The organism is Alteromonas stellipolaris (assembly GCF_001562115.1).
GTDB lineage: Bacteria > Pseudomonadota > Gammaproteobacteria > Enterobacterales > Alteromonadaceae > Alteromonas > Alteromonas stellipolaris.
Map to the genome: position 1 here is coordinate 1,111,607 of NZ_CP013926.1, position 15,182 is coordinate 1,126,788.

Below are 15,182 nucleotides of genomic sequence, written 5' to 3' on the forward strand. Positions count from 1 at the left end.
TATGGTACCTGAGATTGGGAATATCGCATTAACACTTGCTTTAGTGTTATCTATTTTGCTTGCAGTCTATCCGCTATGGGGGGCTCATCGTGGTCATGATACACTCATGGCTACCGCAAAACCCCTGGCTATCGGCTTGTTTGTGTTCACCCTTATTGCTTATCTGTGTTTAACCTACGCCTTCGTTACTGATGATTTTAGTGTCGAGTATGTGGCGCAGCATTCCAACAGCCAGCTTCCGCTTATTTACAAAATTACTGCAGTCTGGGGCGGCCATGAAGGCTCGTTTTTGCTGTGGGTATTGATGCTATCAATTTGGACCGTAGCAGTAGCGATATTTAGCCGAGGTATACCTCTAACGATGGTCGCAAGGGTGTTATCGGTTCTTGGAATGGTGGGTATTGGTTTTTATTTGTTTATGCTGCTTACTTCAAATCCTTTCAATAGCATGCTGCCGTTTTTTCCTGTCGATGGCCGTGACTTAAATCCGCTGCTGCAAGATTTCGGCATGATCATTCATCCACCAATGTTATACATGGGGTATGTTGGCTTCTCTGTCGCTTTCGCTTTTGCTATTTCAGCGTTGATTTCAGGCCAACTCGATTCTACGTGGGCTCGTTGGTCACGACCTTGGGTTATTGCTGCGTGGGCGTTTCTTACCGTAGGCATTGCCCTTGGTAGCTGGTGGGCTTACTACGAACTTGGCTGGGGTGGTTGGTGGTTCTGGGATCCTGTAGAAAATGCATCCTTTATGCCTTGGTTAGTGGGCACCGCACTGATGCACTCTTTGGCGGTCACAGAAAAGCGAAAAGCCTTTAAGTCGTGGACAGTGTTGCTGGCCATTGCGGCGTTTTCGCTAAGTTTGTTAGGAACGTTTTTAGTTCGCTCAGGGGTGATAGTTTCCGTCCACTCCTTTGCAAGCGATCCAACCCGTGGGCTATTTATACTCGGTATTCTTATCGTGCTAAGTGGTTTTGGCTTATTACTTTACGCCATGCGTGCGTCTGCATTAAAAAGCCCTGGTCGATATCAAGCCTTTTCCCGTGAAGTGTTATTAATGGGAAATAACGTATTCTTGTGTGCCGCGACGTTAGTAGTGCTACTAGGTACTTTATTGCCACTGGTTCATAAAGAACTAGGCTTAGGCAGTATTTCAGTAGGCGCGCCATTTTTTAACCAGATGTTTACGCTGTTAATTGTTCCGTTTGTATTGTTTTTGGGCTTAGGCCCGCTAACTCGCTGGAAACATCAAACCGCTGGTGCACTTAAAAACCAATTGTTGGTTGCCGCTGGTATTGCCATCAGTGCAGCGCTTTTGGTGAACTTCAGTTACGACACGCCTCAATACATGGGAATGCTAGGTATGATCCTCGTATTCTGGATTTTGGTTACCACAGTACAGGAAGTGCTTCAGCGGGTTAGCGCAAACCCAAGCAATGTTGGTACCTTTACAAAACTACGTAAGCTCACCCCAAGTCACTGGGGTATGGTATTAGGTCATATCGGCTTTGCCATCAGTATTATTGGTATCACTTTAGTGTCTAACTATGAGTTAGAACGGGATGTGCGAATGGAAGTGGGAGAAACAGTCGAGCTTGGCGGTTATGCTTTCACTTTTACCGATGTTAAGCCATTCCAAGGTCCAAACTACATCGCTGATGTAGGTGTGTTTGATGTGAACAAAGCGGATGAGTTTGTTGTACATTTAGAGCCAGAGAAGCGCATGTACACCGTTCAGCGTATGCCAATGACAGAAGCGGCTATCCACTCTACGGTGTCTCGAGATTTGTTTATTGCTATGGGCGAGCCCCTTGATGATGGAGCATGGGCAGTTCGTATTTACATTAAGCCGTTTGTAGTGTGGTTGTGGGCGGGCGCTGTGATTATGGCGATTGGCGGTATCTTCTCGATTAGTGATAAACGCTACCGCATGGCCAAGGTGAAAAAAGTATCGAAGGCTATCAATCTGATAACAGGAAAAGAAAGTTACTCTGAAGCAGATAAGAAAAATGCAAGTGATGCCGGTAGTCAGGAGGTCACACAATGAAAAAGGCACCTTTAGTTGTCATTCCATTGGTTCTGTTCTCGATGCTGGTGATTTTTTTGTTCCAAGGATTGTTTTCAGACCCACGAGAGCTAGATTCACAAGTTAAAGGTAAGCCACTGCCAGAATTTGCCTTACCCGACTTAATGCAGCCAGATACAACCTATACACCAGAGTCACTGAAAGGTGAGGTGACTATTGTGAATGTATGGGGAGTATGGTGCGTAACATGCGCGGTAGAAATGCCGTATCTAACTCAGCTTAAAAATGAGTTGGGCGTAAAGTTTGTGGGCTTATATTTTGATCAAGATCTTGACCCTGACTTCGGTACAAAAACGCTCACTCGAGTTCAACAAGAAGTGACCAGTATGCTAAGGCGTTACGGTAATCCTTATGCATTTAATATTTTTGATGTGTATCGCGATACGTCTTTAGATTTAGGGGTTACCGGTGCCCCAGAGCACTTCGTACTCGATGCCAACGGTGTTATTCGCATGCATCATATTGGTGACATTAATGAGCGTGTTTGGCAAAACAAGGTGGGCCCGCTTTATCAGCAGTTAGTGGCAGAGGCGAACGGTGAAACTAATATTGTTGTTGATAGTGATACTGATGATACAGGGAGAGTGGGGGAATGAAGCGTTTATTGGCCTGTTTGACCCTAATTATCGCTTTTTCTGTTTTTAGCGCTGAAGATAATTTTGCTTTTGATACACCCGCGCAACGTGCTCAATTTTTAAGTTTGACCGCCGAATTACGCTGCCCTATGTGCCAGAATCAGAATATTGCCGACAGCGACGCCATGATTGCCCACGATATGCGCCGTAAGGTTTACGCATTATTAAAAGAAGGTAAGTCAGAGCAGGAAGTCATTGATTTCATGAAAGCCCGTTACGGCGACTTTGTGCACTACCAGCCACCAGTAACGATTGCTACTATGTGGTTATGGGCTGCACCTGTATTGTTTGTGATTTTCGCACTTTTATTTGTAGTGCGCCGGAAATCTTCGACAGCCCCGCAGGATATCAAAGCCAAACTGGCTAAGGCAGATGCATTGCTTGAGCAGGAAAAAGAATGAGTTGGACCGAGTTTTATATTGTTGTTTCAGGGTTAATTACCTTAGTACTAATGCTATTGGCATTCCCCTGGCTTCGTAGAAAAAATCACGCTAAAGCTGATAGCCTAAGCAACACGCAAATTGTAAAGCAGCGGTTGCAAGAGCTTGAAAGAGAAGTGAAAGAAGGCTTAATCACCGAGCACGATATGCGTGTGGCGGTGGATGAATTAAAAGTCGCGCTGGTTGATGAAAGTAGTTTTGAATCTACTCGTACTGGTACTGCAAGTATTCCTTTGTTAGTTGGTGGCCTAGTTGCCGTCGTTGCCGGTGTGGTGGTATATGCTTCGGTAAATCAATTTAGCCAAGTGCAGCGTGCATCTGATGCTATTGTTGCGTTACCGGAATTAAGCGCACAATTAGCCAGTGGCAATGGAAGTGAATTGGGGCCTGAAGATGTAGTTAACTTGGCATTGGCTATTCGTCAGCGGTTACGAGAAGCACCTGAAGATGATACTGGCTGGTTAAATTTGGGCCGACTGATGTTAAGTTTAGGGCAAGAAGTGCAAGCAATTGAAGCGATAGATAAGGCCGTTGCACTAAAACCTGATAATACTCCCCATCAAATTACGTTAGCCCAAGCTTTGATGACCACGGGGGATGTGAATAACCTTAATCGCGCACAAGGTGTGTTATCAAGGTTATTACAAAGTACACCTGAAAATGATAATTTAGCGCTAATGATGGCGGTGGTGTCTGCGCAGTTAGGCGATTTAGAAAACCTAACTCGTTATTATGGGCAAGTAAAGGATAAGCTGCCCGCAGGAAACGATATTGGTCAGCGACTCGCCATGCGAGAGCAAGAACTTCAAGCTCTAGAAGGCCAAGTGCCAAATGGGCAAGTGTTAGACGTGCAAAAGGACGGGCTAGTTAACAATTCGCTAGATGATTCATCTGCTACGCAAACGCCTGCGACTGAAAATACATCTAGTGCGAAAACAGGTTTTAATATTACGGTAAATGTATCGGAGCAAGCGCGTTCAGCCTTACCTCAGTCTGGCTTTCTTATCGTGTTTGCGCAAGATGCAAACTCAGAAAACAGAATGCCTGCAGCCGTGGTTAAGATCCCGTTACAAGATTTTCCTGTCACTATTGCATTAGATACGGATAATGCAATGATGCCACAATACACGTTAGACTCACTGAGCAAAGTTACGCTTACTGCGCGTGTATCTGCCGATGGTGATGTGTCCGTATCACCCGGTGAGTGGGAAGGTAGTCAGGTTATCGAAGTGGCACCTCAAAATATGAAAAATATCAACGTAACGATAGAGAAGGAATTGTTGTGATTAAATTTTCAAAGTGGGGCTCGGTAACTGCGCTTGTGTTAGCGAGTTTGCTAGGCGGGTGTGCAACTCAGCAAGCTTCTCAACAAGTTGATCAAAATAATAATCAAGTACAAGATGCGGGCGACCCAAGGGATCCCCTAGAGCCAGTAAACCGTGTAATGTGGGACTTCAACTGGGAAGTGTTAGACGCATACATACTGCGCCCGATCACGGTAGGTTATGTCACGGTGATGCCTCATTTTGCACGTGTTGGCTTGTTCAACGCTGCTGAAAATCTGCAAGAGCCTGCAAACTTTATGAACAATATGTTTCAAGGCAAAGTGGACGACGGTATGGATAGCCTAGCCCGCTTTGTGCTTAATTCGACCGTGGGACTATTCGGCACTATTGATGTTGCTAACCATATAGGTATAACCAAAAAAGAAGAAGAATTTGGCGAAACCATGGGTAAATGGGGCGTAGGAACGGGACCATTCTTAATGTTACCTGCACTTGGTCCAAATGATCCTCGAAGCTTTTCCGGTAACGTTGTAGACGGTATGGTATACCCAATGGCAATTATTGATGGACAGTTTGCTATTGCACGGTATTTGGTATCCTTATTAGAGGGGCGTGCCTCACTGATTGACCAAGAGCAACAGCTAGAGCAGTCGGTAGATGATTATGCATTTGTAAAAAATGCTTATTTCGAAAACCTTGCGTTTAAAGTTACAGACGGTAAAAGTGGTGATAAGGCGATAGAAGAAGAACAGTTAGATGACTTCGCCGAGTTCGAAGCTATGCTTGAGTATGAAGAATTGGATGTTGAAGATGACTCTTCAACAGATGGCCCTGAAGAGGACGGCCCTCAAGGTCATTAACTCTTAGCTATTTAGCTTAGCTCTAGCTTGCAGCTAACTAAGCTAAATACCTAAAAGACAAAAGCCCCTGAACGAAAATTCGTTGAGGGGCTTTTTAGATTCTGCTCAGCGTATTGTTGTAAGCTGCCTCACTACATACACAATTGGCTAACTAACCTTTAGGGTAACCCTGAGGATTTTGTGATTGCCAATTCCATGTGTCTGCACACATAGCTTCTAAGCCTTTCTCAGCGTGCCAATTCAATTCGGTGGCTGCCTTAGTTGGGTCTGCGTAACAAGCAGCTACATCGCCACCACGGCGCGGTGCTATAGCATAAGGAATCGTTTTACCAGATGCCTTTTCAAAAGCTTTTATCATATCTAGCACTGAGTAACCTTGGCCGGTTCCCAAGTTGTATTTATCAAGACCCATATTTAAAGCAATTCTATCAATCGCTTTTAAGTGTCCATTAGCCAAGTCTTCTACGTGAATGTAATCACGTACGCCTGTACCATCATGGGTGTCGTAATCGTCACCAAATACACTAAGCTTTGCTAATTTCCCGGTAGCGACTTGTGATATATATGGCATAAGGTTGTTTGGAATACCGTTAGGATCTTCACCAATGCTGCCTGATGCGTGGGCGCCTACTGGGTTAAAGTAACGAAGTAGCACAATGTTCCATTCGCTGTCTGATACAAACAAATCAGCCAACACATGCTCTACCATTAACTTAGACATGCCGTAAGGGTTGGTTGGGTGTCCAGTCGCCATATCTTCCCGTAAAGGAAGGGCAGCAGGATCGCCATATACTGTGGCAGAAGAGCTAAACACAATGTTCTTAACATTGTGCTTTTGCATTGATTTACACAGGGTAAGCGTGCCATAAACGTTATTTTCGTAGTAAGACAGGGGCTGCTGAACCGATTCTCCTACAGCTTTTAAACCCGCGAAGTGAATTACTGCGTAAATGCTGTGCTCACTGAAAATACCATCAAGCACGGCAGTGTCGCGAATATCACCTTGAACGAAAGTGACCGATTTTCCCGAGATAGCCTCAACGCGTCTCAGTGACTCTGCACTCGAATTCGCCAAGTTGTCGAGGACAACAACGCTGTAATTTTGTTCGAGTAGTTGAAGTACAGTATGACTTCCAATGTATCCTGCGCCACCGGTAACCAAGATGGTTTTCATGCATGCTCCTTGTCTGAATTAGGTGCCAAATATTTAGCACATATAGAATGTTGTATCGGTTTAACTAATAGCGGGTAGAGAAGAAATACGAGTCCCGCCCACAACAGTGATGTCCAGTTCGATGCGGTTTGTAATATAAGCACAAAAGCGGGTATGAAAACCAGTAGCTTGAGCACGTTCATGAGTGTTTTTTCTGGAACGGTCATCCGCGATGCTGCTCTGTCTAAACGCTTAACGCGTTCGGTAAGAGGGAGACCCTTCAATTGAGGAATATTTCGGGTGGAAAAATAAAATTTCATAGCGTACTCAAATAAAAACCGCCGACACATATTGTGTAACGGCGGTTATTGTAGGTGATTGCAAGAAAGGTTAAAACCGCAATTGGTCTAATGAGTCCTTTTCAGCAGAATTTACTCACCTTTTTAATATTCTCATTAATTAAGCTAGGCCTTCGATTCAACGCCTGCTTTTTCCCAAAAACGCGATTTTAGGCTGAGTAAGGCAATCACAATACCGATAGCAATACTGAATAATGCGATTTGAAGGTAAAGGTTAGGCATTTCAGCTACATTCTCAGGATCAAAATTACCTGATAATAGTCCGGCAATAATGTTACCAATAGAGTAGGTTAAAACGAAAACCCCCATCATTTGACCCGCAAAGCGTTTGGGTGACAATTTACTTACCGCACTTAACGCAACAGGGCTTAAGCACAGTTCACCTACAGTATGCAAAAAGTAGGTAGTTACTAACCACATAGGAGCTACTTTTAAACCTTGTGCAGCGTACTGAGAGGCCATAAACATAACCAAAAAGCCTGTCGCCATAATGACAAGGCCAATCGCACATTTCAGCGTGTATGATGGGTCAATCATGCGCTTGGCAAGATTAATCCAAAGGGCAGCAAAGAAAGGCGAAAGAATAATAATAAATAAGGAGTTTGAAAGCTGAAACCAGACAGTAGGGATGGTAGAAAGTCCAAACCACGATGTGAAGATTGAACCGGCAGATAAAGCTCTATCTGTATAGTTCTGTGCAAATAAGTTCAATGAAGAGCCAGCCTGCTCAAAGCCAGACCAAAAACACGCAGAAGCCAAGCAAACTAAAAATAATGCCCACATGCGTCTTTTTTCATTATCGCTAAGCGCACCTTTAAAGTAGATAAAGCCAAAGTATAAGAAAAATACCGCGGTGAAAAATACCGCTACTTGCTGAGCAAGTAACAGAGGGTCAATAACAATTGTTCCCATGTGAGCAAGAACGATAACTACTACAGCTAAGGCTACGGTCGCGATAACTGCTGTCCACGCGGTTTTCTTAGCACTGCCGGTGTAGGGATTAGTTGGTGCAGTTGAATCTGAAGCTAACGACGAGTTAGTAAAGTAGTATTGAATGAGACCAATCGCCATACCAATAGCTGCCGCACCGAAGGCATAATCCCAGCCCCAGTTTTCTTGCAAGTAACCTGTTACTAAATAAGCGATAAGAGAACCAATGTTTATACCCATATAATAAAGGGCATAACCACTGTCTCTTCGAGCATCTTCATCGCCATATTGTTGTCCAACCATGGCTGAAATATTGGGTTTTAATAGACCAGTACCGGTTGCTACAAGAATTAGACCTACAAAGAATAAGTTCTGTAGGTCGATAGCAAGTACTACATGCCCTAAAAAGATAATAATACCGCCGTACCACACGGCCTTTTTGCCACCAATGAGGCGGTCAGATAACCAACCACCTGGTAAACCTAAAAAGTAAACTGCACCGGTATAGAGGCCATAGATTGCCCCAGCTGTTGCTACCGTAAAACCAAGCCCTTGTGTTTGTAGGCTGGCTGTCATAAATAAAACAAGAAGGGCACGCATACCGTAATAACTCATGCGCTCCCACATTTCTGTGAAAAACAGCGTTCGAAGGCCCCCTGGATGGCCGAAAAAGCTGGTGTCGTTAGATTTTTTTATAGTCACGTTATCATTCCATATTAATTATGGTTGTTATAGTAGAGCGCTTAATACATACGCTCTTTTGATATAGGTCCAATATAGGATAAGCCGTTATACTAAAGCTCGAGTGAAGACACAAGATTTGGACGTTAAACTCCACTTTTAAGACTGTCAAAAGCAAGTTTTGTTTGAAAATTGAGCGTTGTCGTTTAGGTTGTACTTTAGGAGTGTTATAGAGAGGCAGTTCAAATAATGAAAGAGAAAACAGCGTATTTTCTCCTGTTTACTTGAAAATTTGTATCGCACTTATATTACTAATCTTACTATGAACAGTTCTAAGTGCGATACAAATAAGTTTCTAGGTATTGACCCTTACAACTCTCTAATTGTGGCCAGTACAATTCGTATGATGCCATAAAGCAATAGAAGTATTACGCCAAATAAGACTAAGCTGTAAACGACCGTTGGATACTTATTATCATCTGGTAAGGTAGGCGACTCAATAGTCACCAAGTGTTGTAACTTTTGATAAGTTTCTACACGGGCATTTTCAAGAGTAATAAGTGAAGAAGAAAATGCCTGAATAGCCAACTGCAATTGAACCTGTAGGTTGCTGTATTGCGCCATTAGTTCACCGACAGAAAGGTCAGTGTCAGCGTTGTTTGGATCTGAAGTACTAATCTGCTCTTTGCGTTTATTGATTTCACGTTGCAACGCACCGATTTCTCGCTTGATATTAATCACCTCAGGTGCAGCATCAGACATCATGGTTGAAATGGTACTCAACTCTGCTTTCTTTTGTGCCAAGGTGGCTTCTAATGAAAACGCGATTTGCTGAAAAGCTGCGCCTTCCGCGGTGGGGTCCAGCACATTATATTTAGACTGAAAGCCTAAAATTTCTGTCTTAGCTTGTTGAAGTTTCTGCTCTACAATTTCGTGCTCGCCTTTAGCAAACGTCAGCTTCGATTTGGCCAGATTGTTGTTGATATTGTTTATGAACTCTTCCGCTTTTACTACGATAGCTCGGTTTATGACTTGGGCGAATTCGGGGTTAAACGCACGTGTGCGAAGAGAAATAACAGAAGAAGCTGAATCTACACTCACTTCTACGTGGTCTAAATAAAACTGATAGAAGCTTTCTTGTTTATGAGAACTTGATAGACCACTAAAAAAGTCGGCCTCGTCAGACATATAATGTTCTCTTAGGTTAATAGTTTCATCTAAGTACTTAATCATATCTGCAGATTTGATATAGGCTTCTACTAATTGACTTTCGTTGCTAAATCCACTGGAACCCATGCCTGCCGACATAAGTAATGAAGAAGGGTCAAAACTACTGCCGCCATCACTAGATTTTACGATTAACTGACTTTGACTCTCGTATTGAGGGGCTGCCCATACAATGAGATAGAAAGCATATAGAAACCAAGGTAGCACAAGCAAAAGAGTTTTGTGCTGTTTCATCAGGTCATTCAGTTTTGTAAGCGTTTTTTCCACGTTTGATAAACCTATTTTAACGATTTTTTATTGGCTGCATCTTGCGTATACACGTCAATGCCTTCTTCGAGATCAGCGTAATAAGATAATTTTCCGTCATCAATAATAACGGTAGATGTACAGAACTCTCGAATTTGATCAAGTTCATGACTTACCATGATAACCCCCGCCGTTTCACTTTTTTCTTTAAGTGACGCTCTGGCTTTTTTTCTAAACAATGGGTCGCCTACAGATGTGGCTTCATCTATAAGATAGATGTCGAAATCGATATTCATACAACAAGCAAACACAAACTTAGCCCGCATGCCTGAAGAGTAAGTGCGCACGGGTAAGTCAAAGCGCTTATCTAATTCAGCAAATGCTTGAACTTTTTCTTCGTATTCAGGCAACGACTTCACATTATTTATTCGTCCGATGAAGCGCGTATTTTCACGCCCTGTCATTTGTGGATGCACGCCAGTTTGAAGTGCTACCGGCCAAGACATCGCTTTATTAGTAAGTACGCGCCCCTTATCTGGGTATTCGCTTTTCGCTAACATACGAAACAAGGTTGATTTACCCGCGCCGTTTTTACCCAAGATGGCCACATTATTTTCAGTCGGGAAATCAAAATTGAGATTCTTAAAAATATATTGAGGCCCCATTTTGCTTGGATAGCTTTTTGTCACGTTTTCTAGTTTGATCATCGTGACAATACCTTTTTCCACGTAATGTGATAAAGAGAAAGGCTTAAGAATAAGAATACAAGGGTGATTTCTACCACAAAGCTAAAAGATACCCCTTTATGTCCGTAAGACTCAAAACAAGCATATCGGGCAAGCTCATTAAAATGCACAAGAGGATTCCAAGTGAAATATGGCCAGAGATATTCAGGCATATCTTGAAGGCTGAAAAATACACACGAGATAAACATCAAGGGACGTGTAAGCATTGACTTAATTTTGTCTACTTCAGGAACAAAAGCTTGCGCAATACCAAACACTAAGCCAATTGAAACAGAAAACAACCAAAGTAGGATATAAAGGGTGATCAACATCAGTGGATCATGAATCTCAAAGCCATCACCCAAAAGATAGAGTGCCAAAGCGAGTAGAGCGATAACTACGGTTTTTATTGATAATTCAACAAAGCCCGCAGTCACAACAGCTGCAAGCGGTTGAACCTGCCTGAAGGCATATAATGGTTTATTTCGTCGAATGGATGTTGATACCGACTGAAGGTTGGTAGTCAGTGTTTGGAGGCCGACTAACCCAATCATCATGAAAATGAAAAGTGGTATAGAGTGAACATCGTCGCCGCTTATCAAACCTCTTATAAAAGAAAGTGCAGCAATGAAAATAAAAGGTTCTATAAAGGCCCAGCTAAGACCAAATTTATCATTGAACTTGCTTTGAAACTCACGCAGGAAGAGTGCGAAAATCACACTTCTCCAAGCGTAAACTTGTTCTTTGAACGTTACCATAATTAATCTGTGGCTACGTTCGCAGCAATAGCGATTTGATACACGATTTGAGTAATATCTTTCACTGCTTGAAGCACTTTAGTATCAATGGCTGGCAGCACGATAATCTGGTCACCAGGTAATAAATGAGCACCACTGCCGTTAGCAGTTAAAATACCGTTATCGATATTGGCAAAAGCAACGTTCCCATTTTTGCGTACTATCAAAATACGCTCATCTTCAGCGCGTTCGGTGAAACCACCTGCCCATGCAATATAGTCTTCGGTATCTGCATCAGGATTAAAAACGACTGATTGAGGAAGTAAAACCTCACCACCAATATGAATAAGATCCGTAATTTCTGGGATCACAATAGTGTCATTTGGCTCTAAAAGAATGTTCGCAGTGTCGCCATTTTCAGACACAACCACTCGGCCTTGTGGTTCAACTTGGCGGGCTCTCGCAATAAAGTCAGCCACAAGTTGAGCTTCCTGTGCACGTATTGCTCCCTCACCTGTAGAACTGATGGGGGCAGTGTACATACTGCGCTCCAAACGCTCCAAACCTTGCTCAATAATCTCTTTTTGTTTTATCGCAACACTTTCTCGCAGAAGATAGATATTTTGCGTATCAGATAAGGTTGTGTCCGCTTCAATATGATCCAGCACATCAAGTAAACGTGTGCCCTTGTCTACCATCAATTGTGATGCACCTGAGAATGCGCCAGCTACGTTAATTCGATAGATTTGTGCTTCGTTGTCGGCCACGTACTCAACAGTGTCACCAGCCTTAAGCGGCAGAGCTTCAAAGTCGGCTAAGCTTAAGTAGCGTGCAAATTGCTTATTATCCCTAACGCCAGCGACTGATGCGTGAGAAGCAAACTCGCCAGGACGCGCAAAGTAGTTTACTACTTCACCGGTGAGTTCTTCGTCTGAAAACTCAAAGGTAAAACTGTTTCGAGCACCGGTTTCAACCACAATAGTATTGCCAATAGGGCGTACTAAAATGGTATCGCCATCTTTAAAAGAAATTTTTGGCAGTTTACCGTTTCTGAAAAATGCATATAAATCAGCGGTAGCTATAACTTCATTATTGCGAATAACATCAATTTTTCGGAAGCTGCCACGTTGAAAATCGATACCGCCGGCCCGTTTTAAATAATACAACACGCTGTCGGATGCTAGGCCCGCATATTGCCCTGGTCGTAATATTGGGCCAGAAACGTAAACTGCCACAGGCGTTGAAGTGAGTAGGTTGACGTATACATTTACATCGTTGGTATAGACCTGACGAATTTTACTACTTACTGTTTGGTTTACTGTACCCGCTGGCGTGTTAGCAACCCGAATTGGGCCAATATTGGGTATAAATATGTTGCCTTGATTATCAACAGTGGAAACATCTGAATAATTGATTGCACCCCAAAGCCATATAGAAATTTTATCCCCAGGGGCAACCAGATAGTTATCGTTTAATCCTGTGGTTCTCTCAGATTCGAAACCACCAAGAAATAAGTTCGCAGCAAACGGAGGGTTGGCCATTGCTTGTTGTTGCGGGAAAACACTTTCAATAGTCGGCTCGCCTGGAAGAGAAAGGCCACTTCTTGGCTGAGTGCTAAATTGCCCCATTGTATTTTGCGTGCTACCTGCGCCTGGCAATGTACGTTGGCTTTGAACGCTGAGAGGAGACACGCCGGCTGCAGCATTAGAGGTTGATGACGAGCCTGTCTGTTGGGCTCGTTGTCTTAGCTGTTCTATTTGCTCTGCACTCTGAGCATTCACCGTTTGAGAAAATAAACCGATTGAAAGTACAGCTGCGGCGGTAAAAGAAATTAAATTTAACAACTTCAACTTATTCTCCTCGTGATTGAGCCGAGGCTACTAATGGGCTCAAAATAGACCAAGCTCCGTCGCGTTTACAGACGATAAGCTTGTCTTTTGTATATTCGTTTTCGGGCTGGGTGGCAGAAAGCGTAGCTTGAAATCGAATGCAGTCGTTACCGGTTGCCGAGGTATACAATTTAGTCGCTTGGTAATCAATGCCTTCAAGCATAATCTGAATATTCTGCCCCTGACTAAACGATGAATTTAAATTTGGAATGCTTATTGCTACATCTTCTTCGGCAGACAAAGAGTATGCTAGCGATGCGTGTACTAGTGGAATATCGGCGGTTGTCGATTTAGGTACATTACTGCACGCCGCGAGCAAGCTGGTAAGCGCAACAAGTAAGAAAGCCCTTTTTTGCGTATTTAACATTGACTGTCATATCCATATAGCAATTTGGCGCTAGGATACCATAAGAATAAAAAAAAACATGCTTTCGTCACGCGTTCGGCGTGAATTGCAATTTGATGGATGCTTATTTGTTCTAAAGACAGTGCGCTTTAGGTGTGATGTATGAAATTTGTTCAAAGTATTGGTGCTTATAAGCCAGTATTCATTCTGTTACAAAAGTTTTTACTACTAAGGGTGGTTACAACAAAGAATGTTTATTATGATAAGGGAGTTTTTCCTATCCTGTTCAAATAAAAGAATGAAGCCCTCGGTAGGCCGTTAAAGGACGTTGTTTTAATATGGATACCAATTTGGTTCACATGTCACACTTTGGAAGAACACCAATCGGTGAAGCACTGATTTCTGGTGGTATGGGCCGTGGTGGCACGAGGTTTTGTTTAATATGTTAGCGTACCTGCAGTTTGTTCCTCTTTTTACTGCGTTTTTTGTAGCCCTTATTTTGTTGGTGGTGATGACACCGCTAGCACATCAATTCGGCTTGGTTGATCAGCCTAGTGCGAGAAAACGTCACGCGGGTATTATTCCATTGACCGGCGGGGTGGCTATTTTTATGGCGGTATTGGTCGCAAGTGTTGCTACTGATGTCTGGATGAAAAATAATCCTTTATTCTTTACTGCCTCGGCCTTTGTTGTGCTTCTCGGTATGCTTGATGACCGTTTCGATTTAAGCGCTAAAGGGCGTTTGATGTGCCAGTTTGGAGTGGCTTCAATTATGGCGTGGAGTGCGCAAAATTATGTCACGTCTTTAGGTAATATATTTGGTAATGGCGATATTGCACTAAATATTAGTGGGTATTTCTTTACTGTTGTCTGCGTGGTGGGTGTTATCAATGCTTTTAATATGATTGATGGCATCGATGGCCTTGCAGGGGGCATGAGCTTAGTTATTCTACTTACGTTAGCAGGGTTTCTAACTTTTACTGGCAACGGTGCTGCCATTATGGAGCCTTTAATTATAGTGGCTGCCATTGTACCATTTTTGGCCTTTAACTTAAGTTGGAAGGGCTTTAAAGGAAATAAAATATTTATGGGTGATGCGGGCAGTATGTTTGTGGGCCTAACAATTGTATGGTTGCTTGTCGACCATACTCAAGGTGCTAGTGCTGCATTTAGACCAATCACCGCCGTGTGGTTAGTTGGATTGCCGTTAATGGATATGGCGGCAATAATGTATCGCCGTGCACGTAAGGGGCAATCTATGCTTCGCCCAGATCGCCAGCATTTGCACAATATTTTTATGCGAGCAGGCTTATCGAGCCGTCAATCTCTCATTGCGATTTTGTGTATGGGCGCCTGTTATTGCGTAATTGGGATCCTGGGCGAAATATATCTTGTGCCTGAATACATCATGTTTTGGGGTTTTATTTGTCTACTTGTCTTGTATAGTATCGTCATTCAAAATATTTGGAGCGTGCTTCGCTTTATCAAAAAGCTTTAGCGTAATATTCCTAATGCGTTGATAAATTGAATGCTAGAACTAAATTTCGAACGCCGGTGTAATAAGATTAGAAAGCGCTTTTCT

The 15,182-nt window shown here is 43.0% G+C and carries 14 protein-coding genes; 6 read left to right on the forward strand and 8 right to left on the reverse strand.

The features are described 5' to 3' along the window. The first annotated feature begins 1 nt into the window (after position 1). From AVL57_RS04575 to AVL57_RS04595, 5 genes are read left to right on the forward strand one after another with little or no spacing between them, the layout of a single operon-like run. On the forward strand, positions 2 to 2,047 hold the full coding sequence (locus AVL57_RS04575; protein ID WP_057793498.1) for a heme lyase CcmF/NrfE family subunit: 2,046 nt from the start codon (positions 2 to 4) through the stop codon (positions 2,045 to 2,047). Beyond that, the gene (locus AVL57_RS04580) at positions 2,044 to 2,682 is read left to right on the forward strand and encodes a redoxin family protein (protein ID WP_057793496.1); all 639 of its coding nucleotides are present in this window, start codon (positions 2,044 to 2,046) and stop codon (positions 2,680 to 2,682) included. The genes AVL57_RS04575 and AVL57_RS04580 overlap by 4 nt, the downstream gene beginning before the upstream one ends. Beyond that, a complete protein-coding gene (locus tag AVL57_RS04585; protein WP_057793494.1) occupies positions 2,679 to 3,122 on the forward strand; it encodes a cytochrome c-type biogenesis protein in 444 nt (147 codons plus the stop codon). Before AVL57_RS04580 ends, AVL57_RS04585 begins: the two co-directional genes overlap by 4 nt. Continuing rightward, positions 3,119 to 4,447 (forward strand): c-type cytochrome biogenesis protein CcmI, encoded by a 1,329-nt coding sequence (gene ccmI, locus AVL57_RS04590; protein ID WP_057793491.1) that lies wholly within the window; start codon positions 3,119 to 3,121, stop codon positions 4,445 to 4,447. The genes AVL57_RS04585 and ccmI overlap by 4 nt, the downstream gene beginning before the upstream one ends. Then, entirely contained in the window at positions 4,447 to 5,307 is an 861-nt protein-coding gene (locus tag AVL57_RS04595; protein WP_082605058.1) for an MlaA family lipoprotein, read from the forward strand. The genes ccmI and AVL57_RS04595 overlap by 1 nt, the downstream gene beginning before the upstream one ends. 151 nt (positions 5,308 to 5,458) lie before the next feature. On the opposite strand, the gene galE is transcribed toward AVL57_RS04595, so the two are convergent. The 8 genes from galE to AVL57_RS04635 all read right to left on the reverse strand — a co-directional run bounded on the left by galE (position 5,459) and on the right by AVL57_RS04635 (position 13,621). Next, positions 5,459 to 6,481, reverse strand: coding sequence for a UDP-glucose 4-epimerase GalE (gene galE / locus AVL57_RS04600; RefSeq protein ID WP_057793487.1), 1,023 nt, complete (start codon positions 6,479 to 6,481; stop codon positions 5,459 to 5,461). Next, entirely contained in the window at positions 6,478 to 6,780 is a 303-nt protein-coding gene (locus AVL57_RS04605) for a DUF6170 family protein (RefSeq protein ID WP_057796321.1), read from the reverse strand. Before AVL57_RS04605 ends, galE begins: the two co-directional genes overlap by 4 nt. A 144-nt stretch (positions 6,781 to 6,924) precedes the next feature. Continuing rightward, on the reverse strand, positions 6,925 to 8,445 hold the full coding sequence (locus tag AVL57_RS04610; RefSeq protein WP_057796319.1) for a peptide MFS transporter: 1,521 nt from the start codon (positions 8,443 to 8,445) through the stop codon (positions 6,925 to 6,927). Positions 8,446 to 8,799: 354 nt separating this feature from the next. Beyond that, on the reverse strand, positions 8,800 to 9,924 hold the full coding sequence (locus AVL57_RS04615) for a KpsE/RkpR family capsule polysaccharide export protein (RefSeq protein WP_057793485.1): 1,125 nt from the start codon (positions 9,922 to 9,924) through the stop codon (positions 8,800 to 8,802). Between the two features lie 11 nt (positions 9,925 to 9,935). Continuing rightward, positions 9,936 to 10,610, reverse strand: coding sequence for an ABC transporter ATP-binding protein (locus AVL57_RS04620; RefSeq protein WP_057793484.1), 675 nt, complete (start codon positions 10,608 to 10,610; stop codon positions 9,936 to 9,938). Next, a complete protein-coding gene (locus AVL57_RS04625; protein ID WP_057793482.1) occupies positions 10,607 to 11,386 on the reverse strand; it encodes an ABC transporter permease in 780 nt (259 codons plus the stop codon). Before AVL57_RS04625 ends, AVL57_RS04620 begins: the two co-directional genes overlap by 4 nt. A 2-nt stretch (positions 11,387 to 11,388) precedes the next feature. Continuing rightward, positions 11,389 to 13,209 (reverse strand): polysaccharide biosynthesis/export family protein, encoded by a 1,821-nt coding sequence (locus AVL57_RS04630; protein ID WP_057796317.1) that lies wholly within the window; start codon positions 13,207 to 13,209, stop codon positions 11,389 to 11,391. Between the two features lie 7 nt (positions 13,210 to 13,216). Beyond that, complete coding sequence (locus AVL57_RS04635; RefSeq protein WP_057793479.1) at positions 13,217 to 13,621, reverse strand: hypothetical protein; 405 nt, start codon at positions 13,619 to 13,621, stop codon at positions 13,217 to 13,219. A gap of 421 nt (positions 13,622 to 14,042) precedes the next feature. Between AVL57_RS04635 and wecA the strand changes: the two genes are divergently transcribed. Next, a complete protein-coding gene (gene wecA, locus AVL57_RS04640; protein ID WP_057793477.1) occupies positions 14,043 to 15,098 on the forward strand; it encodes a UDP-N-acetylglucosamine--undecaprenyl-phosphate N-acetylglucosaminephosphotransferase in 1,056 nt (351 codons plus the stop codon). Positions 15,099 to 15,182 lie beyond the last annotated feature (84 nt).